At 40.9% G+C, this 21,842-nt stretch carries 19 protein-coding genes; 4 read left to right on the forward strand and 15 right to left on the reverse strand.

All coding sequences use genetic code 11. From position 1 onward, the window contains the following. Positions 1 to 29: 29 nt before the first annotated feature. From AACW06_RS02580 to AACW06_RS02590, 3 genes are all read right to left on the reverse strand, one after another. Positions 30 to 251 carry a hypothetical protein gene (locus AACW06_RS02580; RefSeq protein ID WP_017044163.1) on the reverse strand — a complete coding sequence of 74 codons (222 nt, stop codon included), beginning with the start codon at positions 249 to 251 and terminating at the stop codon, positions 30 to 32. Between the two features lie 485 nt (positions 252 to 736). Then, complete coding sequence (locus AACW06_RS02585) at positions 737 to 1,039, reverse strand: hypothetical protein (RefSeq protein WP_154398319.1); 303 nt, start codon at positions 1,037 to 1,039, stop codon at positions 737 to 739. Positions 1,040 to 1,052: 13 nt separating this feature from the next. Then, the gene (locus AACW06_RS02590; RefSeq protein ID WP_192073857.1) at positions 1,053 to 2,627 is read right to left on the reverse strand and encodes a phage/plasmid replication protein, II/X family; all 1,575 of its coding nucleotides are present in this window, start codon (positions 2,625 to 2,627) and stop codon (positions 1,053 to 1,055) included. Between the two features lie 159 nt (positions 2,628 to 2,786). On the opposite strand from AACW06_RS02590, the gene AACW06_RS02595 reads away from it, so the two are divergent. After that, positions 2,787 to 3,455 (forward strand): helix-turn-helix domain-containing protein, encoded by a 669-nt coding sequence (locus AACW06_RS02595; protein ID WP_192073858.1) that lies wholly within the window; start codon positions 2,787 to 2,789, stop codon positions 3,453 to 3,455. 36 nt (positions 3,456 to 3,491) lie between these two features. After that, entirely contained in the window at positions 3,492 to 3,803 is a 312-nt protein-coding gene (locus AACW06_RS02600; protein ID WP_192073859.1) for a hypothetical protein, read from the forward strand. Between the two features lie 16 nt (positions 3,804 to 3,819). On the opposite strand, the gene AACW06_RS02605 is transcribed toward AACW06_RS02600, so the two are convergent. From AACW06_RS02605 to matP, 4 genes are all read right to left on the reverse strand, one after another. After that, positions 3,820 to 4,200 (reverse strand): hypothetical protein, encoded by a 381-nt coding sequence (locus AACW06_RS02605; protein WP_192073860.1) that lies wholly within the window; start codon positions 4,198 to 4,200, stop codon positions 3,820 to 3,822. A 23-nt stretch (positions 4,201 to 4,223) separates the two neighbouring features. After that, positions 4,224 to 4,496, reverse strand: a complete 273-nt coding sequence (locus AACW06_RS02610) for a DUF1496 domain-containing protein (protein WP_192073861.1) — start codon at positions 4,494 to 4,496, stop codon at positions 4,224 to 4,226. Between the two features lie 340 nt (positions 4,497 to 4,836). Continuing rightward, positions 4,837 to 5,154 (reverse strand): DUF3634 family protein, encoded by a 318-nt coding sequence (locus AACW06_RS02615; protein ID WP_192073862.1) that lies wholly within the window; start codon positions 5,152 to 5,154, stop codon positions 4,837 to 4,839. 9 nt (positions 5,155 to 5,163) lie between these two features. Then, entirely contained in the window at positions 5,164 to 5,613 is a 450-nt protein-coding gene (gene matP / locus AACW06_RS02620) for a macrodomain Ter protein MatP (RefSeq protein WP_053311553.1), read from the reverse strand. A gap of 163 nt (positions 5,614 to 5,776) precedes the next feature. On the opposite strand from matP, the gene AACW06_RS02625 reads away from it, so the two are divergent. Both AACW06_RS02625 and fabA read left to right on the forward strand, forming a co-directional pair. Then, a complete protein-coding gene (locus AACW06_RS02625) occupies positions 5,777 to 7,420 on the forward strand; it encodes a S16 family serine protease (RefSeq protein ID WP_192073863.1) in 1,644 nt (547 codons plus the stop codon). A gap of 70 nt (positions 7,421 to 7,490) precedes the next feature. Further along, on the forward strand, positions 7,491 to 8,009 hold the full coding sequence (gene fabA, locus AACW06_RS02630; protein WP_053311554.1) for a bifunctional 3-hydroxydecanoyl-ACP dehydratase/trans-2-decenoyl-ACP isomerase: 519 nt from the start codon (positions 7,491 to 7,493) through the stop codon (positions 8,007 to 8,009). Between the two features lie 132 nt (positions 8,010 to 8,141). Here the strand turns inward: fabA and rmf are convergent, their stop codons facing one another. The 8 genes from rmf to AACW06_RS02670 all read right to left on the reverse strand — a co-directional run bounded on the left by rmf (position 8,142) and on the right by AACW06_RS02670 (position 21,795). Beyond that, on the reverse strand, positions 8,142 to 8,315 hold the full coding sequence (rmf, locus tag AACW06_RS02635) for a ribosome modulation factor (RefSeq protein WP_010320553.1): 174 nt from the start codon (positions 8,313 to 8,315) through the stop codon (positions 8,142 to 8,144). A 168-nt stretch (positions 8,316 to 8,483) separates the two neighbouring features. Then, on the reverse strand, positions 8,484 to 10,391 hold the full coding sequence (locus AACW06_RS02640) for a DUF3466 family protein (protein ID WP_192073864.1): 1,908 nt from the start codon (positions 10,389 to 10,391) through the stop codon (positions 8,484 to 8,486). Between the two features lie 6 nt (positions 10,392 to 10,397). After that, positions 10,398 to 12,314, reverse strand: a complete 1,917-nt coding sequence (locus AACW06_RS02645) for an ABC transporter ATP-binding protein (protein WP_192073865.1) — start codon at positions 12,312 to 12,314, stop codon at positions 10,398 to 10,400. Then, complete coding sequence (locus tag AACW06_RS02650; RefSeq protein WP_141652889.1) at positions 12,292 to 12,534, reverse strand: glutaredoxin family protein; 243 nt, start codon at positions 12,532 to 12,534, stop codon at positions 12,292 to 12,294. Before AACW06_RS02650 ends, AACW06_RS02645 begins: the two co-directional genes overlap by 23 nt. Before the next feature lie 9 nt (positions 12,535 to 12,543). Continuing rightward, the gene (gene rlmKL, locus AACW06_RS02655) at positions 12,544 to 14,673 is read right to left on the reverse strand and encodes a bifunctional 23S rRNA (guanine(2069)-N(7))-methyltransferase RlmK/23S rRNA (guanine(2445)-N(2))-methyltransferase RlmL (protein ID WP_192073866.1); all 2,130 of its coding nucleotides are present in this window, start codon (positions 14,671 to 14,673) and stop codon (positions 12,544 to 12,546) included. Positions 14,674 to 15,172: 499 nt separating this feature from the next. After that, positions 15,173 to 15,718, reverse strand: a complete 546-nt coding sequence (locus AACW06_RS02660; RefSeq protein WP_192073867.1) for a cell division protein ZapC — start codon at positions 15,716 to 15,718, stop codon at positions 15,173 to 15,175. Positions 15,719 to 15,896: 178 nt separating this feature from the next. Then, positions 15,897 to 16,907 carry a quinone-dependent dihydroorotate dehydrogenase gene (gene pyrD, locus AACW06_RS02665; RefSeq protein WP_192073868.1) on the reverse strand — a complete coding sequence of 337 codons (1,011 nt, stop codon included), beginning with the start codon at positions 16,905 to 16,907 and terminating at the stop codon, positions 15,897 to 15,899. 46 nt (positions 16,908 to 16,953) lie between these two features. Further along, entirely contained in the window at positions 16,954 to 21,795 is a 4,842-nt protein-coding gene (locus AACW06_RS02670; RefSeq protein WP_192073869.1) for an NAD-glutamate dehydrogenase, read from the reverse strand. Between the last annotated feature and the right edge of the window lie 47 nt (positions 21,796 to 21,842).

The raw sequence follows: 21,842 nt of genomic DNA on the forward strand, positions 1-21,842 counted from the left end.
AATTGTAGAAAGATAGTTGAAATCTAAAATTAAGATGCGCCAGAAGAGACGAAAGACTTCACTAAGCCAAAGCCTACACGACCACCGAGAACAACAGCTAAAATTGAAAAGCCAGCAGCAATAGCAATGGCAGCATCAGCCGTAACACCCGAAACAATTGAATCAACATCAGCTTGAACTAATGCTGCGTTGGCAGAGGTTGCTAATGTACTACCTAAAACAACCACACTACTTAAAATAGTCTTTTTCATAAGAACTCCATTTAATTATTAGACGCTATAGTTATGATATTTCTAATATAACGAAGCGTCACACCAGAGGCTAAACCTGTTAGCCAAACGATAAAGCCACCGCTTATTAAATCAATGGCTTCAATACTTTCATATGTTAACTGTTCCATAGAATCAAATATTGGCATTAAAACCGAGAGCGAATAAAATCAAATAAGCAAGGGTTATTTGATATTGGATAATTTGGATATTTGTTAAATCTTCCATTGTTACCCTTATTTGTAGGATTTAGATTTGTAATCCTCAGAGTTATATACAAACCCCTCTTTAGCCCATCGTGCTCGACGGATATCCCTACGCTGTTTCTTGGTGATAATAGGCTGCACAAAAAAACCAGACATTAAGTTGTAAGTAAACTTTCTTGTTAAAGGCCACAATTTAATAAAAGCACAAATTAAAAATAAAGATGAAACAACATAGTAAGTCATAGTGATATAACCCCTTTATTATTTTGGAATCTCAACTGATTTAATCAACATTGTGGTTTTTCCTTGACTAACACCGAGACCAAACGTTGCAATAAAATCCACAGGAGCTTTTTTGGCTTCAAGTTCCATTTGGATTTGTTTAGAAACCGCAAAGGCATTAGCAGTATCAACAGCAGTTTTACCTAGTGAACAACCGCATTTATTCCCATCAGAGATATAATCCGTAAGAGTATGAACATTAGCAAAAATACCACTTTTACCATCATCAGTTTGATATTCTCCGAAGTTAGAACCATAAATAGTTATGCGCATCTTATTCATTTTTTGCTCCTTATTAAGCATTGCCTGACCATTGCTGGAAACTCATTTTTCCACTTGGTGAGTCAGTTTTTTTCGGGTTTATTGGAGGGGCTAACCTAACGTTTTTATCATTAGGCTTATGGAAAACTAAGTTAGATGTACCGTCATGCCAGAGAACGAAAGAAACAGATTTATGCTCATTTAGGCGCACTTCACGGCCTGCTTGGAGAGCACGAGCATAGAATGGAGGCATACCAACGTTTTCAAGTGCGTTATAAATTTCGTCAAGCTCTGTAGGTGCCACATTTTCAACGGGCGACTCACCTTTAAGGTAAGCAAGTAAATCAGAACCAGTTTTAATGCCTTCATAAGCAGGTTCAACATAATCTGAGGGGCGTTGGTTGTTAAAATCGAATGTAAGAACAGTACCCAAAGGAACTTGCTCATCAAGATGCAAATTTTGCAATTGATCTTTTGAAAAACCAATTGCCATCAAATCATTGATATTTCTATGAAAGCTGGATTTAGACATAGTCTCTTTCACCTGTTTATATGTGTTGTGCTTCAAGCGGTCATACAGTTGAAATAGACGGAAAGCTTTAGATTGACGGGTTATTCCCTTCGCATCTATCGTGTCATAGTGATGATGAAGCAGCCCCATAACTTTATGGTCGTTAACTACAGTAAGAGTCGAACCCTCGATAGCTTCAAGCAGATACTTGTTAGCATCACGCCAAGCCCACTCGCAGAAAGACATACCGCCAGATGACGCTTCGAAAGTTTCTACGTATGCAAGAAACTCCCAAAGGTTGCGAGGAATGTCGTTCTTTTGGAACCAGCGAGACATAAATCGAGCCTCGAAACGTAAACGATTAGTTGCAAAATCTCTTAAAGACTCATCAGAAAGGCTTTTGATCACATGATCATATTTACGAGTTTTTTCTTTCTTGGATAAGCGTTTAAGAGATTCGCATTGTTTCTCAACTTCGTCTGATTTTGAGTAAATAATTAATGAAGTGCAGCGTCCTGAATCAGGACTGTTTTTGTCATTGTTGAAATAAACGGATGTTTCGTAATCACCTTCTCTACTTGGGCGAAGGTATCGATGAGAAACGGAAGACAGAGATTTAAGTGCGCCAAGAATTTGGTCACGTGATTCAACCTGAACAGAAAATGTGGAGTCAAAACGGTAGATATCTGTTTTATCAAAGTCGAGGACTTCGGCAAAAAGTGGCATCGCTTCTTTAAATGAGACTAAAAAAGCAGTTAGACAGTTAACCAAACTATCAGAGCCATAAACGTTATGCCCTTGCATTATCTTGGCTGGCGAAGCTTTTAACTCGACACAAGCGGCTTCACGGAAACCTGAACCTTGAAACACCTTCATTGCAATTCCTGCATACGAAGTAGGAACAGATTCCCAAGCATGACGTAAGTTTTCTATATCAACGTCACCGGAATCAGTATCAGCGACAATACCGCACTCTAGTTTAAGTCCCTTTTGAAGCAGGTCATTCATATTGATATGAAACTCCCACCCGTCACGAACTGCAACTGGCGTATATAGCTCATCTTTAAAGTGAATTCTCAAACCGAACAAGTCGTACAAACCAAAACCCTGTCAATATCAATAATGATTGTTTAGAGTGTCTATAATGACACTATCGATACTGCTAGCACTGAATTGTAATTGCAACCAATTCAGGGTCAATATTGACACTCTGTGATTTATAATCAAAAACAAGAGGTAAAATGAATGGAGGTAAAAATGAACTCAATAGAGAATGAACTCATGCTAGATCCAAAACAGATACAACGATTTAAAAGCGCGATCTTAAAAAGAGGTACATATGAAGAAGTGTCAGAGTTAACCGAAATCAGTGTCAGCACACTAAAGAGAATTTGTGCAGGAAAAACCGACCCTAAGCTGTCAGATGTTATCAAAATTGCGAAGATTACAAATGAAAATTTGAATGATCTTGTATACGGAGAAACAAGAGAGCAACAAATAGAAGCTGTAAAATCGTTCGTGAGCGCACTTAATGGTATTGACGAAAAGACAGATGAGGCTTACAGAACAATAATCTGGCAGCTTTCAGGACTGTATAAAGAAGACATTCAAGCAATTAGCACTCAAGTACAAGCTCTCAAGAGCCATAGAGAAAAGCAACGAGCAAGCGAAAGAGCCACACTAAGGAGTGCATATATAAGACACCTAATCGATGAGCAAGCTGATGCTGCAAACAACATAAAGCAAGAGCTAATAGAAAGTTATGGATTTAGTGAAGAAGAACTTTCCGGTGCAGAAATTGAGTATGAGGTAATCGCGGAGAAGAAAAAGGCTGAAAGAGAAAAGCGAAAGAGACTAGATGAAACAGACAAAATCAACAAAGCATTCGGGTGGGGAAAACACCGAAAAGCCGACAATAACGGTTAGTACCACATTGGGACTATAAGCCACTATTAAAGGATAATGAAGGTCAGCATAGAAAAAGCAGAAAACGGCGAACTATTTTTTAGATTACCAAACGAGTACCAAGAAGCTCTAAATTGGCAAGATGGAGATCTAATACAATGGGATAAAACTGACGATGGTTCAGTCATACTAAAGCGTATAAGCGAACTGGAACTATTAAAAGAAAAAGCACTGAAAAACCCAGATGTTAAGGCTGAGTATGAAAGGGTTTGTTACGGTGTGACGAAACTAAGCAATGCTGGATTTGATGAACGACAAGCATTCGCTATTGTCAGTTTAATGGAAGACCTAAGTAAAAAGGCTGAATAAAATCAGCCCTTTAAAACTATTCTGTTAAAAGCTCAAGCTCATAAACTGCGGACATTTGAGCCCACTCCATAGCTGACTGGAACTCAGGCTCCGTAGCATCTAGACCTGTCATTGGGTCTATTTCACAAAATGAAATTGTAAAATCTCCACTTTCATCTCTATCAGATACAGATAAAACACGCATAAAAGAACCTTGATTATCGCGATAAGCGCCTAATAATGGTTGTTCGATTTCAGTCAATGGTGATTCAGCCAGCGACTTAAAAAGTTTACTCATCTCTAACCCTTTTTGGGTTAGGACAAGGGCATTTTTCTGATCCTTTTTATGCTGTTTTTTTACACGAGATTGTTTGGCTTTTTGCTTGCGTTTCAATGACTTTTTAACTGAATTGGACATATGCAACCTCTAAATTAAAGTTGTTAGTTTTTATCGTAGGGTTGCCATTGAAGCTCAACCTGACCACCAAATGCGCTAACATTTTTACACTGCATCAAAACGCCTCCACCCATTTCTACAACTGCATTACGGGGAACGAGCTTATCATCATAGAAACAGTATTTTGACGTATCAATCTCATTAGCTGCTTGTATATACTCAGGATTAAAATTCTTCATTTCACGTGATTGGTTTGAATCTTGAGCTGCTTGAATAGAGAAAGTAAAAGGAATAAGCAAAAAAAAGATTTTCTTCATAACTACCTCAGAAGTAATGAGTTTTAGATAGTATTGTTCTAAAGCAATAGAGAGAGTTATGCAACAAATTGTCTTAAAGATGTGAATGAAAAGAGCGTATTATGGGAATTATGTGTACGGGCTTCACTGGCAAAGCGATTCTCCCTCACCATCTTCACGCACTGCCAGACGGACAAGCCGCCCTCGGTGCGGAATCACTACTTCACTCGCCCACCCTTTGCTGTCGTTCAGGCCAGAGGCAAACCCTCAACATAATTCCATACACATAATGCGCACCAGTGTAATAATTCACTAACGTTCATGTTTACTAGAATCTCTTGCTCATAAACTTGAAACATACTTAATGTGATTTCTTCGTCCGTGATTCTTTACTAGTAAATCCCTGGTGAGGAAAAACATTGCGAATACGTTGTTGAATTTTCTTGGGCACTTGCTTTGAAAAAACGAGCTTCATACCTGTACGTTGTTGATACACCTTCAACTCACCATCAAATGCAGTCACATCACCAATCTCAGAAATATTATGCTTAAAACTTGGTGGAAAATGACCTTTTGACTGGATAATTGCTCCATCTTTAAATTTCACCTTCAATACAGGTCTATCTACAGCAACCAACCAAAATATGACAACGGCAGCAATAATAATCACATACAACATATTCATTCCTTATTCAGACAACAATTTACTTAAGTCTTCTTTCAAGCTAGTAACAGTTCTGCTTGCTTTTTCGCTGCGTGAAGCTTCACTGAGCAGATACTCGATTGCATCAGACAATGTACAACCTAACTCATTTGCGCGGTAAGAAAGCTTCTCCCAGACACGATAATCAAGATCAATGGATTTTTTTCTTGTGTGAAGCTGCTCAGCATTAAAATGACGTTTTCGCTTCGCTCTGATTGCCTGTTTAAGCTTGTTATCAAGATCAAGAGCCATGTGTTGCTCTATCCATTTCAATACTAAGGTTGGCTCATGCTCAATCTGTTGTAATTGTTCAATAGCAACCTTGGCTTCACTTTTGTCTATATAGCGAGTAATGGCATCACCATCTTTCCATTTTTTGATTAAGTACTGCCACTTCCAACCAGATTCCAAGTTTTCGAGCTGCTGATATTTCATGTCATCAATCCATTCAAAGTTAGGGTGACAGCGTAACCCAGGCTTTCAATTTGTTCAATTTTTGGATGCAAAAAAGAGAACAAGATCAATCATAATAATGATGCTGTTAGACACTACGCTTTTTCTATATAATCTGGATTCTTTTAATCAATATTGTATTTCAATGACTCAAAATATCTGGCGTTCTGTCACACCTCAGTATGATCAATTTAATTCACAACTAGCCCAATACCCTAGTCTTCCCCCTTTAGATTTATTTGAAACTCAACCAAGACTAACAAGTGCTATTGCGCAGTTTGTGCAACTTAAAGGCTTCACTCGCATGATGCTGATCAATGCGCCAGATAACTCAATTTATCGCCACTTAGTAGGCAATAAAATTCAATCGCTAATAAAATCTGCTCCAGTCATCTGTACTGAATCTATTGATGTAAAGACGATTTTCGGACAATTTAAAGCCGAAGATGGTCATATTATTAATGAAGTTCCAGGGTTGCTCGATAAAGCTGATGGTGGTTTTTTACTGGTCTCTGCAAACTTATTACTGGCGAATCCTACTTGTTGGCCAATGCTGAAAGCGGCAGTTCTAGGAGAGTATGTCAGCCCAATAAACTGTGATCCTAAATCCCCTATTCAATCTCCCATAACAAAAGCCTACGACATTAAACTTGTCATTCTCGGAGATCGTAATCAATTAGGTGATGTCGATTATATGGATGCTGATATCCACTCTAGTTTGTGCTTTTATAGCGAATTGGAGTTAGATCTGAAGATTGATGAGCAAACGATTTCTATTTATTTAGCCTACTTACGTTGGATATCAGAAACTTATGCTTTACCGGCATTAACAGAAAATGCGATCACCACGCTAATGACCGCAGGAGCCCGTTTTACTGAAGACCAACATTATGCACCTTTATGTGTTATGTGGCATCGCGCTCTACTTGAAGAAGCGGCCCTAGAATCTAATTTTAAAACAATCGCTGATGAACATATTGAACTCGCTCTTGATAAACGATACTTCCGTGAATCCTATCTGCCACAACGTGCGCTTGATGACATTATTGACGGACAAGTGATCATTGAAACACAAGGTGAACAAGTTGGTCAGGTAAATGGTTTAACGGTCATTGATGTAGCAGGCCACCCACTAGCCTATGGTGAACCAGCGCGCATTTCATGTGTCATACACTTTGGTGATGGTGACATCGCTGATGTTGAACGTAAAGCGGAGCTTGGCGGTAATTTGCATGCGAAAGGCATGATGATCATGCAAGCTTTCTTGAGCAGCTCGATGAATTTAGATGCCCCGCTCCCTTACTCAGCATCTGTTGTATTTGAACAGTCGTACAGTGAAGTTGATGGTGATAGCGCTTCGCTTGCCGAGCTTTGCTCACTGGTCAGCGCACTCGCTGAACATCCAATTAACCAACAGATCGCTGTTACTGGTGCTGTCGACCAATTTGGTCGGGTTCAAGCGGTCGGTGGTCTAAATGAAAAAATTGAAGGTTTTTATCACGTTTGTAAGTATCAGGGTTTTACTGGTGAACAAGGTGTTATTTTACCGACAACCAACTTGAAACATCTTGCTCTTCATAAAGATGTGGTAAATAGCATTAAACGTGGGGAGTTTCATATTTGGCCGGTCTCAACTGTAGATGAAGCCGTACCAATTTTGATGGGAACACCATTTAGAGGCGATGATGAAGATAGTATCATCAATAAAATCGCGCAACGTATTGAAAACTTTGAAAGACATGAACTATCGCAAGGGATCGTAGAACGCATCAAAAACTGGTTTGTTTAGTACTGATCGGAGTTGTTTAGCATACACGCGTTCACTAATATCCCCCTATCAAAAATTGGAGTAAGTAATAATGCAGAATAAACGTGACTCATACAACCGTGATGACCTTTTAGCTTCCAGCCGTGGTGAGCTTTTTGGTCCAGGATACCCTCAACTACCAGCACCAAATATGCTGATGATGGATCGTATCCCTAAAATGTCAGAAACTGAAGGTGAATACGGTAAAGGCCTTATTCTTGCTGAATTAGACATCACTCCTGATCTTTGGTTCTTTGACTGCCATTTCCCTGGTGACCCAGTAATGCCTGGTTGTTTAGGGTTAGATGCAATGTGGCAACTCGTTGGCTTCTTCCTAGGTTGGGTTGGCGGCAAAGGTAAAGGCAGAGCACTTGGTGTTGGCGAAGTAAAATTCACAGGTCAAATACTACCTACTGCTAAGAAAGTGACCTATGAAATCAACATGAAGCGTGTTGTAAACCGCAAACTGGTGATGGGTTTGGCCGATGGCCGAGTGCTAGTTGACGGTAAAGAAATCTATGTGGCAAAAGACTTAAAAGTCGGTCTATTCCAAGATACTTCTGCTTTTTAATTCAACGAATTCTAAAGCCTAGCGACTCATTTGAGTCGCTTTATTGTTACCAATAGATTTAGTTATAGTGCATCAAGTAGACTCTAAAAAGCCCCTTCCGGGGCTTCAAATCCTTTTGCATGTATGTGGGGTTTATTTGTAGAGACCAGCTTGTTTGTCATCTCTGGCATCACGCCAACCGCCTAGCCAATATGAACGAGCGTCAGTTTGTTGATAAGGGCAAGCCTCTACGGAACGTCCGTTTAAGCCAGCTTTGTACCCATGAGACTGTGCTCTTTCAAGGCGATCACGCTTTTGTCTCTTCATCATAGTGTAGTCCTCATACAGTAACTTGTGTCTTACATACAACTATTAAATCTACGTGGCAGTTTTGTTAAGCCACAATTAATAGTTGCTCAAAATTTCAACTTTCACAAGCTACAAAAAAGCGCAGATCCAAATTTGTGAACCTGCGCTCTTCTTTACATAAAATGACTATTTTCTACGGAACCCAAGCAACCCAATCAATGTCAGAGTCAGCCAACCAAGGCTGCCACCTTTACGTTCAACATCGGGTAAATCAGTATTACGTACCACAATATCGTCAGCTGTACTGCCAGCAATAGGAACCAGTTTTATGGCAACTACAGCTTCTGTTCCGGAAGAACAGTATGAGTTATGAGAAGTGTCATCATACCCACCAGAACACTTAAAGGCAGTAGCGGCAATCACACCATCATCATTGATATCAGAGGCTTCGAAGATCCGATACTGGTTATTGTCACCCTTAGCATTCCCATCATTGGTCAGGTCGTCGAGCCACCACGCTTGGTTTTTGAAAAGTGCCATGCGGGTAACTTCACTACCAGTACCATTATAAGGATAAATAAATCCACGATGGCGGCGTTGCTTACCGTTATATTCACGTGAGGTTTCGGCATCGATGGTACCAACAACTTCATTATAATTATTGATTGCATTAGCCTCACCACCAGCACCGCTAAAGAAAATACCGCCGGATAAATAGTTTGCCACAGGATTGTCAGCATTCGCATCTGCAATGAAAATACGGTTAGCGGCTGCGCCGCTTTCAGGTCTATCACCACGACGTTTAGACTCACCAACAACAATTAGGTTCTCGTTGATATCCGTCGCCATCGAATTTGAGTAGATAAGATCGTTATCCAATTTCAATTCAGTTCCTGAAATGACTTTGCTGTCCCACATATCATGAACTGGATTTGCCGGATCATACTTACCATTCGGGTAAAACACCGTTGCTTGCATTCTTAATACATCACTATCACGGGAAGTATTAAAACCAGCCATTACTGGTTTGGTCGCATAGTTGCCAGAATCAGCGATTGCAGCACCACGAACACTGGCTTCAGCAGAATAGCCGTTTCTATTGGCAGTAACATCACCAATCCAATCTGTTACGCGGTAACCAACTGTTGGGTTAGTGGCGTCCCACATATAAGCTTGGGTTGCAAAAGCAAAGTTTTGGCATTGACGAGTTGTTTGAGGATCAACACTGTCGTTCACACAGCCACTAACATCACCGTTGTAATCTTTATTGTCGTCGTCGCTATTGCCAGTTAAATAAGGGCTTACCGATGCACTGCCAACTACAAACTTATTTGGGCTATTAGCAAATACATCATAGGCAAATGTTCGACCCATTTTTTCAACAATTTTATTGTTAGTATCGCTAACAATAGACGTATCTGTTGGAGGGTTTAATATTGTCTGACCATAGAAACCACGTTGGCGATAGCCTAAGGCGTAATTACTGCCTTCCTGAGCATAGCCACTACTGGTAATACCTATTGGGGTTGATCCATCAATAGCAGTAATGATCGTATTTATTGTTCCTGCAATAGGAGCACTAGAGCCAACAATAGCATTAATGGTTGGCAATTTTTGGGCGGTGTTTACAAAAGCAGAAGCATTCGATGTGTAATTCGCGTTATCCCAAGCATCACGCTCACGCTTCAAACCACCAGTTTCCACGCCATTATAATCAAAACCGTGCCACTGTTTATCAGCCCATGCATCACAGGTTGAATAGCCCTGTTCTCTGTAACAATAATCTTCTAAGTCATCGCGATCTTGATAAAGAAAACGATTATCCATTTTAAATGGCACTTCATCACGATATGAAATACCGTCTGAACCATTTAATGTATCACCAGCAAATTGAAAAGATGATTCACTACAAGATGTTTCAAAACAGCCTAATGGATGCGATGAAACCGTATCTTTTTGTATTGCACGGCCATAATATTCATTGGCCGTAAAGTTAGGTAAAACTTCTACAACTTGATATAAAGCTGCCTGTACTTGCGTTGCAGCCAAAATGCTGACTGCAATTGCGCTCATTTTAAATGTTGTACTACTCATTAATGATTAACTTTCCTGTTGCATCGCTTCGAGCTCTTCCCAGCGCTCAAACGCAATTTCAAGTTCCTGCTCTGTTGCAGTTAACTTATCTAAAACGGGCTGTGTCTTTTCTACAGATTGCATGAAAAACTCAGGATCGTTCACTTGTTCTTGAAGCAGTGAAATTTCGTCTTCTAGTTGCTCTAGTTTGGCTGGCAACCCTTCTAACTCTCGCTGCAGTTTATAAGATAATTTCTTAGGCTTGGTTTTAATTGATGCGGTTTTGGGAGTTTCCTCAACCACTTTCTCAACCTTGCTCACATTTTCAACAACTCGAGTTTGAAGAACCTGTGCCCTTTGTTGCTGAGCATCATAGTAACCACCAACAAATTCTTCAATTTTACCATTACCTTCAAAAATCCAGCTGGTTGTCACTGTATTATCAACAAATTGACGATCATGACTGACTAACAGCAACGTACCCTGATAGTTGGCAAGCAAATCTTCTAAAAGTTCCAATGTTTCGATATCTAAGTCGTTAGTTGGTTCATCTAGAATCAATAAATTATTCGGCTTAAGAAAAATACGGGCTAACAGCAAGCGGTTCTTTTCACCACCCGATAGTGCTTTCACTGGCGTTCGTGCACGCTTAGGCGCAAATAGGAAGTCTTGCAGATAACTTAACGCATGACGTTGACGACCACCAACCATCACTTCCTGTTTACCATCGGCCAAATTATCAATCACCGATTTTTCTGGATCGAGGATTTCACGATACTGATCAAAGTAAGCGACTTCGAGCTTGGTACCACAATGTAGTTTGCCACTTTGAACCTGTAGGTCACCTAATAGTAGTTTTAACAAAGTGCTCTTACCGCAACCATTCGGGCCGATAAGCGCAATTCGGTCGCCACGCATAATATTAAAGCTGAAGTTAGAAACAATGTTTTTCCCATCTATGCCGTAACTAATATCTTTAGCTTCAAACACAATTTTACCTGAACGAGCCGCGTCATCGATTTGTAGATTCGCCTTGCCCTGAACTTCGCGGCGATCACTGCGTTCTTCTCTCAGCTTCTTCAGAGCTCTAACACGCCCTTCGTTACGTGTTCGACGTGCTTTGATTCCCTGGCGAATCCAGACTTCTTCTTGGGCGAGTTTTTTATCAAATTCTGCGTTTTGCATCTCTTCAACACGCAGCGCTTCTTCTTTGGCGACTAAATATTGATCATAATCACCCGGAAAAGAACTTAATTTACCACGATCGAGATCAACAATGCGCGTCGACATGGAGTGGATGAAAGCACGGTCATGCGATACAAAGATAATCGAACCTCGAAAATCCTTCAAAAAGCCTTCTAACCATTCAATCGTTGTCACATCAAGGTGGTTCGTTGGTTCATCTAGCAATAACACGTCGGGATCGCAAACCAGTGCTCTTGCCAAAGCGGCTTTGCGCTGCCAGCCACCAGAAAGATCAGTCAACTTGGTATGACCATCTAATTTGAGAGCAGCCATTACATTTTGAATTCGGTCTTCAAAGCGCCATGCACCAGTATGCTCTAGCTGTTCTTGCACTCGAGATAATTTATTAATATTGCTTTCGCTTGGATCTACCGCAATCAGATCGAGAAGATCTTGATAGATCTTAAGAGACTCGCCCACTTCAGCCAAACCACCAGCCACGTAGTCAAAAACGGTTCCGGCTTCATCACGAGGTGGGTCTTGCTCTAATCTGGAAACGACAACATCTTGCGTCACTTGCATTTTGCCGTCGTCCATTACGATGTCGCCAGCAAGAACCTTCATCATTGTCGACTTGCCGGCACCATTTCGGCCAACTAAACAAACGCGTTCGTTTTCTTGCAATGCGAAATCTGCATGGTCAAGTAAAGGGTGGTCACCAAATGCAAGTTGACCATTATGGATGGTGATTAATGCCATTATTTTCTAACCAATGAAGTAATTTTTGTAAGTCAAAGGGCCAATTCAATTCCGATTGTTGATATTTCAATACAGGAATGGTGACACCGTAACGAGAAAAGAGCTCGTCATCAAAGGCGATATCAACAATATCGACTTGATGACTAATCTTGGCTTGCTGAGTTAGCTCAAATGCCATCTCACAAAGATGGCATCCTTCCGTGCTATAAAGAGTGAACAACTTTATACCCTATTCGTTGCTTGTGTGTGCAATAGTCCAACAGTTATGAATCTGCTTATTACGCTCAAAGTCCAAAGGTAATGTTTGTGCCGAAATATTTTTGGCTTCCAATCCGAGCTCTGCAAGCGCGTCTAAATCCATTTTAAAATGACGTTTATTGTTTGAGAAAACAATTATGCCATCTGGGCGCAGAATACGTTTCAAGTTCTCCATCAATTTGATGTGATCTCGTTGGACATCAAAGGTCTGTTCCATGCGCTTAGAGTTCGAAAACGTTGGCGGGTCAATAAAAATGAGATCAAATTGCTCTTTGGCGTTATCTAACCATTGCAAGCAGTCTGCCTGTTCAAAGCGGTGCTGACGGCCAATTTGACCATTTAGCTTCAAATTCTCTTTAGCCCACTCTAAATAGGTTTTCGACATATCCAGTGTCATGGTTGATTTAGCACCACCACAAGCGGCATGCACAGTTGCTGATCCGGTATAAGCAAATAGATTTAAGAAATCTTTGCCTTTCGCCATTTGCCCTAAACGGCGCCGAGTCAATTTATGATCTAAAAACAGCCCAGTATCTAGGTAGTCATGCAAATTAACAATTAACTTAACCCCGTATTCGTTAACCTGCATGGTTTCTGAAACTTGCCCCATTTTCTGGTACTGAGAGCGCCCTTTTTGCTTCTCACGCACTTTAAGTACGACTTTGTTGGCTTCTGTACCAGTCACTTGAATGGCGGCACGAATAATATCCGTTAAGCGACGTTTCGCTTTCTCTTCTGGGATATCTTTAGGCGCGGCATATTCTTGGATCACTAAGTGATCAAGGTATACGTCAATAGCCACATTATATTCCGGTAAGTCCGCATCGTAGATACGGTAACAATCGAGCTCTTCACGTCTTGCCCACTTGCCTATTTTCGCGATATTTTTCTTCAATCGATTCGAGAAATCAGGTGCCACTAGTGATTCTTGTTGAGAGCCATTTACAGTATCAGCCACACGAGCTGAAATTGAGTAGTTCTTTTGGTGACACGGTAACGCACCGTTATTCAATTTGAACTGCTTCTCAGCGCGCATACGTAAGCAGCTAAGCAATTCATCTGAACTTGAGAAGATAGAAGCTTGGCAACCACCAAATTCTGCTTTCAATTGTCCACCAAATGCCGTGTATAACGCAATTAAGCCAGGATGTGTGCCTAAACGCTCACCATAAGGTGGGTTACAAATAACCACCCCGTCTTCAAAGTCGGCTGGACGTTTAATTAGTGCTGCATCACCGAGTTGGAAAGTAATTAAATCTTCAACACCGGCGCGACGTGCGTTGTCTTTAGCTGTTTGTAATACACGAGCATCGTTATCGAAACCAAAAAACTTACAGTCAACTTTTTTGACACCACGTCTGGCTTGTACATTCGCTTCTGATTTAATTTGGGCCCAAAGCTCTGCATCGAAATCTTCTAGCGCTTCAAAGCCCCACTTAGCACGCTTAACGCTAGGTGCCATTCCTGCGGCCATCATAGCGGCTTCAATTAATAAAGTTCCTGAACCACACATAGGATCAAGAAGTGGCTTAGTCTCATCCCACCCACTGCGTAAGATAATCGCTGCCGCGAGCGTTTCACGAAGCGGTGCACGACCCGCTTCTGGACGATAACCGCGTTGATGAAGGCCACCACCAACCATATCGATACCGAGTATGGCTTTCTCTTTGTGTAAACGCACATGCACGCGAAGATCAACACGATCTTTGTCGATCGATGGCCTAGGGAGATTCTTATTAGTAAAGCAATCAACGATGGCATCTTTAACTTTCATCGCACCATATTGGCTATTGCGGATTTCGCGGTTTGTACCATTAAAGTCGACCACAAACCTCTTCGAACTATGGAAATGATTAACCCAATTAACGGCCGTTGCGGACAAGTAAAGATCCATGTCGTTCTGACAGTTAAATTCAGAAAGAACAAGAACAAATCTTGATGCTAGTCGGCTCCACAAACAACAGCGATAAATCTGCTCTTTAGATGCTTTAAATTTCACCCCAGCTTGTACGGGTTTTGCGTCAGCAATCCCTAATTTTGTTAGTTCTTCAACTAATAGGTTCTCAAGACCGTTTGAGGTAACCGCTAGATATTGATTCATACTGTTCTTTTACTGGTAAAAAATGACCTAGCATTATACCTGACATTCCGTTCATTGAGTAAAACAAAGTGTTTCTTTGGGCTCCTCAAGCCTTCAACTGCTCAACTCCTCATCACTTTCCACTTCTATGAACCAAAATAACCACAAAAATCATACCAATCACTTATCTACCGTTTATCAAGGCCCACACACGAAGTGAGTATTTATTCACACCAAAACTGGACTATACCAGATATGATTTATTGGCGTAATTTAGCTACAAATGAATTAAAAATGGGAAGAATCACCCTCATTTCATATCTTAAATCGATATGCTTATTGTCACTTTCTGCAAAATAGATGTGCTAATTTTGTACAAATCTCACATTTGAGATTGGCTACGAGGCTGTGTCTGCGTGAGATTAATAGTAAGAAAGGTCATAGAAAGGCAAAAAAAATCGGCTAATGAGCCGATAGGAAATGAAACAAAGGAACGGAAATAGGTAGAACTTCGCTAGTGCTAACTGACTAAAGCGATATGCTCTTCAAGTAAAATATGGTTGGCGCAAGACATTCTGTCATGCATCACTTTAATAACCTGGCCAAATTCAAGTTGTTTTGAACCTGCATTGAGTACGAAAGGTTGTAAATCAACAAGGGCGCAAAGACTGGCGCAATTCCCTGTTTCTAAAACAATAAAATAGCCTTGGTTGCAATTGTTTAGAAGTTGAACAACATCACCTTCACAAGGTGAAAAACCTTGGCCTTGGTAGTCAAAGAACCAACTTTTCGGCTGAACTGGCTTATGGAAGCGCTTTGCAGCTACACAATACAGTGCCAGTTCCGCTTGTCGTGGCTCACTCAAGCTAAGGTAACTAATTTGTTCTCTATAGGTTTGAAATGCCGATGCATCATCAACTGAAAAATGATTATTAACAAAGGCGCAGTCTACAAGTAGATTACGGGAAAGATTGGTTTTAAAAACCATCTCATCGCCAAGGTCTAGCATCAGATAGCCTTCACTATCCGAGTAGTACCAATTCCATTTATCACTTGGTTTAAGCATCGTTCCAACTCTTTAATTTTAGTGGATTATCAAACTATTAGGCAAAACGCTTAATTACCTTTGTTAATCATTAACTTCAATTTTAAGAATAGAAATAGAAAAAAAAAGAGGAAATGAATAGTTCATTTCCTCTTCTATGACCCAGTCACTTTTATATAAACGGGGTAAATCAAATGCTTTATAGATTTTTTACAATATCTCTAACCAAACCTGGGCCGTGGTAGATAAATCCAGAATAAACCTGAACAAGTTTAGCTCCTGCTAGCATTTTTTCTTTCGCTGCGATACAAGAGTCAATACCACCTACCCCAATAATAGGTAGTTTGTCACCTAGTTGTTCGTATAGGCACTTAATCACTTCAGTACTTCTAGATTGGACAGGACGTCCACTTAACCCACCCGCCTCGTTCGCAAATTTCATTCCTTCCACTAACGAGCGATCTAATGTGGTGTTAGTTGCAATAACACCATCGATGTTATTTTTGATCAACGATTGGCAAATCTGCTTAATTTCATCATCACTGAGATCTGGTGCGATCTTCAATGTTAGCGGCACATATTTATCATGCAGCTTGGCAAGTTCAGACTGTTTTGCTTTCAATACAGCAAGCAGATCATCTAATGCTTCACCATACTGAAGAGATCTTAACCCTGGCGTGTTGGGAGACGAAATATTTACAGCAATATATCCCGCGTATTGGTACACCTTCTCCATACAAATTAGGTAATCATCTGCCCCATTTTCAATCGGCGTATCTTTATTTTTACCAATATTGATACCAATGATTCCGTCGTACTTGGCTTTCTTTACATTCTCAACAAGGTTATCAACCCCTAAGTTGTTAAAGCCCATGCGGTTAATAATGCCTTCCGCTTGCACTAAACGAAATAGGCGTGGTTTATCGTTACCTGGTTGAGGGCGCGGTGTTACCGTACCGACTTCAACAAAACCAAAACCCATCGCACCAAATGCTTCGATACATTCACCATTTTTATCGAGACCTGCTGCCAACCCTACTGGGTTTTTAAAGGTCAGTCCCATACATTCTACTGGACGATTAGGTAAGTGTTGACGATAGAAGATATCGAGAGGAGTGCCTGTTAAGCGTTTAAAGTTTTCAATCGCAAGATCATGTGCCTTTTCGGCATCAAGTTGGAAAAAGCCAGTCCTGGCTAAGCGATAAAGCATTGTGCCTCCGAAATAAAAAAGCCCCGTATAAACGGGGCGTTATTATTTACTCATTTGCTGCACAATTCAAATTTAAAAGTACTAATTCCCTTAATGCCACCGAGAATTTTGCAAATTCATGCACAGACCCCACTTTAAACTCATTTAAAATGCTCTCCCAACGAACTAATGACAGTTCGTTACTCACTATCCACTCGTCTAGCGCTTTGATTACATCTAACTCATCCGAACTGCAGGCACAATTAAGTACCTGAGCCGTTAATTGGCGTTGCTGCCAATCTAAATCTTCGCGGAATGCGGCACGAGCTAAAGCTTGCCAGTTATTATCCACACTTTGGCCGTTGATCTGTTTTAAGAACCAATGCAACGACAAACGATCGCCCAAGTTAAAGTAAAGTTTGGCAGTTTTAGCGACTGTTTTACCTTTTTCACGAGCCACTGTGGATATATCCAGTACTGAGTAAAGGCTAGACAAACGAGCAACATAATTGGCAAGTTCAGCATTAATCCCTTTATCGATCCATACTTGAGCCATCGCGTTATGTTCGGCTACTTCATCTGCGACCAGCATGGTGTCTAAATCTGCAGCAACAGCGTGTACATCATTTTGGTACAAAGCAACCAGCTCTTTAACGGATTGTTTACCAGAGCGATTACGTAATAACCAACGAGATAAACGACGTAATGTTCGGCGCACTAAGAAAATAACTTCGTATTGCGCACTCGCCTCTGCTTTATTATCCAGTTGTCTAACTTGTTCTAGCACTTGCCCTAAACCATAAATTTCTCTGGCTGCAGTATAAGCGTTCGCAATATCAACCACATTTGCCCCAGTCTCTTCTTGAAGACGAGTGACAAAATTACAACCCATTTCATTAACCATTTGGTTGGCCAAAGCGGTGGCAATAATTTCTGCACGCAATGGGTGGTTTTGCATGTGTTGCGAATAGTTACGTCGTAACTCTGTCGGGAAATAGCGAATAAGCTGTTGGGCATGAAATTCATCGTGTGAAATTTCTTCACAAGCTAGTTGCTCTTTCAAGACCATTTTGCCGTAAGCAACCAACACTGAAAGCTCTGGACGCGTTAAGGCGAAGCCTTGTTTTTCACGTTCAAGCAACGTTTCATCATCTGGAATGTATTCTAATGCTCTATCAAGATGGCCAGCTTTTTCCAAGGTATGGATAAAGCGAATTTGCTCTTTCACCAAGGATACGCCTTGCTGCTCTGTCACCGAAATAGACTCTGACTGGTCGTATGCATCATCAAGAACAATCTCACCGACTTCATCTTCCATCGATTCTAAGATTTGATTGCGTTGCTTAACGGTGAGATCACCGTTTGCGACTAAGCCATTAAGGAAGATCTTAATATTGACTTCATTGTCTGAACAATCAACACCACCGACATTATCAACAAAGTCGGTATTCACACGACCACCAGCCAAAGCGTATTCGATTCGGCCAAGCTGGGTCATACCTAAATTACCACCTTCGCCAATCACTTTGGCTCGTAGCTCTCGACCATCAATACGCAATGCGTCATTTGCGCGATCACCCACATCACTATGTGTTTCTTTTGATGACTTAACGTAAGTACCGATCCCACCGTTCCATAGAAGATCAACTTCCATTTTTAAGATCAATTTAATCAGATCATTTGGTGCTACTGTCGCTTTCTTCGTGCCCAACATTTTCTGAATTTCAGGCGTTAGTGTGATTGATTTCGCTTTGCGAGAAAATATACCACCACCTTTTGAAATCAATTTTGGGTTGTAATCTTCCCAACTAGAGCGCGGTAAATTAAATAGTCGATTACGCTCTTCCCAGCTTTTCGCTGAGTCAGGCGTTGGGTCAATGAAGATGTGCAAATGGTTAAATGCGGCCTGCATACGAATATGTTTGGATAACAGCATGCCATTACCAAACACATCACCGGCCATATCACCAATACCAATCGCAGTGAAATCGGTGGTTTGACAATCAATCCCCATTTCACGGAAATGGCGTTTGACAGATTCCCAACCACCTTTTGCGGTGATCCCCATAGCCTTATGATCGTAGCCATTTGAACCACCAGAGGCAAAAGCATCACCTAACCAGAAGTTATATTCAGCCGATACTGAGTTGGCAAGATCTGAGAATGTTGCAGTACCTTTGTCTGCTGCCACAACCAAATACGGATCATCGTCATCATGGCGAACCACATTTTTGGGCGGTATAACTTCACCTTCAATAATGTTGTCTGATACATCAAGCAATGCACGAATGAAGCGTTTATAGCAGCGTTGGCCTTCTGCAAAAATCTCATCACGTGTCGTAAACATATGTTGTTTCTTACACACGAACCCACCTTTTGCACCAACTGGTACGATAACGGTGTTTTTCACTTGCTGTGCTTTAACTAGGCCCAAAATTTCTGTACGGAAATCTTCTTGACGGTCAGACCAACGTAGACCACCACGCGCGACCTTACCACCACGTAGATGTACACCCTCGATGTCAGGTGCATAAACGAAGATTTCAAATGCTGGCACTGGTGCTGGAATTTCAGAAATTTCACTTGGTTTCATTTTTAGCGACAACCAAGGTTTGATCTGTTTATTTTCATCCAACTGGAAATAGTTAGTACGAATGGTGGCCGTGATCATTTCCATATAACGACGAATAATACGATCATCATCCAAACTATCAACACGATCTAACTCTTCTGTGATGGTATTGATAAGATCGGTTTGACCTTTTTGAGCGCCTTTATATTTAGGATCAAAACGTTTTAAGAACAGCTCCACCAGCCCTTTTGCTACATCAGGATAATGGTTAAGTGTATCTTCAATATATTGCTGACTGAATGGGAAACCCACTTGGCGCATATAACGAGCGTAAGCTCTAAGAATAGACACTTCACGACCAGTGAGTGATGCACCAAGCACTAAGCGGTTGAAGCCATCACTTTCTAATTCACCAACCCAAATTGCCGCAAACGCTTGTTGGAAACGATCTCGTGCCTCACGAAGATCGACACTTTTCTCGCTTTTATGCAGCATAGAAAAATCAAGGATCCAATACGTTTGCCCATTGAGTTTTCGCACTTCATAAGGTGACTCACCAATCACTCTTAACCCCAAGTTTTCAAGCATGGGCATCACATCAGATAGATGGATCGGTTGATCTCGGTGATACAGTTTCAAGCGAACCGCTTTGGAATCTACCGCCTCTTCTTGAGGTCGATAAAACAACATGCCCAGTTTGTTCTCTTCATTTAGCGCTTCGAGTCTTTGAATATCATCGACAGCGGAACCGGGCATCATGTCTTCTTTATACGAACGAGGGAATGCACGCATGTAGTCTTTTGATAATGGCAAACCTTTACTTTCGCCAAAATTAGACACTATCGCGTCAGACAAGCGGTCGTCCCAAGTTGATGATGCTTCCATTAAATTTTGCTCTACTGTTTTAACATCGACATCCATGTTGTTGTTATCAACACGAACAATGTAATGTGTTCTCGCAAGTGGGCTTTCAGAAAAATAGGTAGTGAATTCGACTTCTTGTTCACAACCAAAATATTGTTGGAAAATTCTTTGAGTTTGACGACGAAGTTCTGTGTTGTAACGCTCTTTGGTAACATACACCATACAGCTGAAGAAACGTCCAAACGGGTCTTTTCGCACAAATAAGCGCAGCAGATCCCGATCTTGCATTTGTACAACACCCATTCCAACTTCAAGCATCTCTTCTTCACGCGCTTGTAGTAGTTCATCACGTGGGTAGTTTTCTAGAATATTTTGCAGTGCTTTGTATGAGTAAGAACCTTCACGATAACGGCTGGATTTTAAAATACGTTCAACTTTTTCACGAATAAGCGGGATCGTTTCTACACTCTGGTTATACACCGCAGAAGTATACAAACCACTAAAGCGATGTTCACCAATCACTTTTCCCGATTTATCAAACTTCTTAATGCCAATGTAATCGGTATAAGCTGGGCGATGAATACGAGACTGAGTGTTGCCTTTTGTCACAATAAGCAAAAATGGCTTTTTTGCCTCAAGGCGTGCTGAATCCGGAAAATCAGATAATTTAACACTGCGAACTCGCTTAGCATCCGCAAATAACCCCAAACCTTGATCGGGTGTAGGTCTTAATTCGGTGTCCCCTTCAATGGAAACCAAATCAAACTCTTTGTAGCCCATAAAGGTAAAGTTATGGTTACCAAGCCAACGCAAAAACTTTATCGTCTCTTCATAACGATCGCTTTCCACTGGGATAAATTCTTTTTGGGTTTCGAGCTGAGCAATGACTTGATCTAGCTTTTCAACCATTGGTCGCCAATCTTGCACCACTAAACTGGTATCACTTAAGATACTTAATAACTCATTTTTCAACACTGTCATTGTGTCTTTACTGCTCAGGCGATCAACCTCAATATGGAAAAGTGACTGCAATGCCCCTTCACCTTGGTTAATCGATGTAATATCACCATTTTCTGAACGGGCAATTTGAGTGGGACCATTAAGCATTAAATGCGATGAAAGATCTAAACGGCTTAATGCCATTTTGACTGAGTCCACAAGGAATGGACTATCTGGAATAACAATCTCAACAATTGTATGAGTTGATTGCCAACCTTGGCGGCTTACTGTTGGGTTGAAGACACGTACCGAACGTTCTTCTGGATTTTTTTCGTTGATATGATGCCAAAGGCTAACCACCGCACCATAAAGATCCGATTCATTACGTTCAGTGAGATCGTCATTGGAAATATTACTAAACAAATGTTGAGCAAGTTGAGTCACTAAGGGTTGATGAGCAAGGTCGAGTTTGTCTTGAATCAGTTGATACACCTTTTCAAGTAAAACTGGCACTAAAGTTTCACGCGCAGTCATGGCAGACTCCAAGATTATTATTTTTGTAGGGATGATGTAAGCATAGC

Origin of the sequence: Vibrio sp. S12_S33, from assembly GCF_963889785.1 — a bacterium.
Lineage (GTDB): Bacteria > Pseudomonadota > Gammaproteobacteria > Enterobacterales > Vibrionaceae > Vibrio > Vibrio aestuarianus.

Excerpts from the sequence above, each read along its gene's own strand:
- rlmKL (WP_192073866.1), bottom strand. The coding sequence starts at position 14,673 with ATGAATCAATATCTAGCGGTTACCTCAAACGGTCTTGAGAACCTATTA.
- AACW06_RS02610 (WP_192073861.1), bottom strand. The coding sequence starts at position 4,496 with ATGAAGAAAATCTTTTTTTTGCTTATTCCTTTTACTTTCTCTATTCAA.
- AACW06_RS02625 (WP_192073863.1), top strand. The coding sequence starts at position 5,777 with ATGACTCAAAATATCTGGCGTTCTGTCACACCTCAGTATGATCAATTT.
- AACW06_RS02585 (WP_154398319.1), bottom strand. The coding sequence starts at position 1,039 with ATGAATAAGATGCGCATAACTATTTATGGTTCTAACTTCGGAGAATAT.
- pyrD (WP_192073868.1), bottom strand. The coding sequence starts at position 16,907 with ATGCTTTATCGCTTAGCCAGGACTGGCTTTTTCCAACTTGATGCCGAA.
- AACW06_RS02640 (WP_192073864.1), bottom strand. The coding sequence starts at position 10,391 with ATGAGTAGTACAACATTTAAAATGAGCGCAATTGCAGTCAGCATTTTG.
- matP (WP_053311553.1), bottom strand. The coding sequence starts at position 5,613 with ATGAAATATCAGCAGCTCGAAAACTTGGAATCTGGTTGGAAGTGGCAG.
- AACW06_RS02580 (WP_017044163.1), bottom strand. The coding sequence starts at position 251 with ATGAAAAAGACTATTTTAAGTAGTGTGGTTGTTTTAGGTAGTACATTA.
- rmf (WP_010320553.1), bottom strand. The coding sequence starts at position 8,315 with ATGAAGAGACAAAAGCGTGATCGCCTTGAAAGAGCACAGTCTCATGGG.
- AACW06_RS02615 (WP_192073862.1), bottom strand. The coding sequence starts at position 5,154 with ATGTTGTATGTGATTATTATTGCTGCCGTTGTCATATTTTGGTTGGTT.
- AACW06_RS02595 (WP_192073858.1), top strand. The coding sequence starts at position 2,787 with ATGAACTCAATAGAGAATGAACTCATGCTAGATCCAAAACAGATACAA.
- AACW06_RS02600 (WP_192073859.1), top strand. The coding sequence starts at position 3,492 with ATGAAGGTCAGCATAGAAAAAGCAGAAAACGGCGAACTATTTTTTAGA.
- fabA (WP_053311554.1), top strand. The coding sequence starts at position 7,491 with ATGCAGAATAAACGTGACTCATACAACCGTGATGACCTTTTAGCTTCC.
- AACW06_RS02660 (WP_192073867.1), bottom strand. The coding sequence starts at position 15,718 with ATGCTTAAACCAAGTGATAAATGGAATTGGTACTACTCGGATAGTGAA.
- AACW06_RS02605 (WP_192073860.1), bottom strand. The coding sequence starts at position 4,200 with ATGTCCAATTCAGTTAAAAAGTCATTGAAACGCAAGCAAAAAGCCAAA.
- AACW06_RS02645 (WP_192073865.1), bottom strand. The coding sequence starts at position 12,314 with ATGGCATTAATCACCATCCATAATGGTCAACTTGCATTTGGTGACCAC.
- AACW06_RS02670 (WP_192073869.1), bottom strand. The coding sequence starts at position 21,795 with ATGACTGCGCGTGAAACTTTAGTGCCAGTTTTACTTGAAAAGGTGTAT.